The sequence below is a fragment of the Bacillus sp. SIMBA_008 genome, from assembly GCF_046535495.1.
GTDB classification, from domain to species: domain Bacteria; phylum Bacillota; class Bacilli; order Bacillales; family Bacillaceae; genus Bacillus; species Bacillus subtilis.
On the sequence record NZ_JAWRWL010000302.1, the window covers coordinates 1 to 279 of the forward strand.

Annotated in this window: 1 protein-coding gene; it reads left to right on the forward strand. The window is 64.9% G+C overall.

Translation table 11 applies throughout. The annotated features are described in order from the left end of the window. A partial coding sequence (locus SB658_RS23305) for an ABC transporter substrate-binding protein (RefSeq protein WP_410602650.1) occupies window positions 1–279 on the forward strand: 279 nt, incomplete at both ends.

Genomic DNA, 279 nt, shown 5'->3' on the forward strand with positions numbered 1-279 from the left:
TGGGCGGGATCCTCGACCGCGAGGTCGAGATCACCCACCTCGAGGACAACGCCGACCCGACGGTGGCCGTGACGAAGCTGCGCGAGTACATCGCGACCGAGGGCAAGCCCGACCTGGTGATGAACTCCGGTCCCTCGACGATCACCGAGGCCATGCTGCCGATCCTCACGCAGAACAAGATCGTCTCGTTCAACATCGGACCGACCACCGGATCCGGTGATCCGTCGGTCAACCCCTACAGCTTCGACCTCAGCGCCTCCGTGCCCGACTACCTCGGCT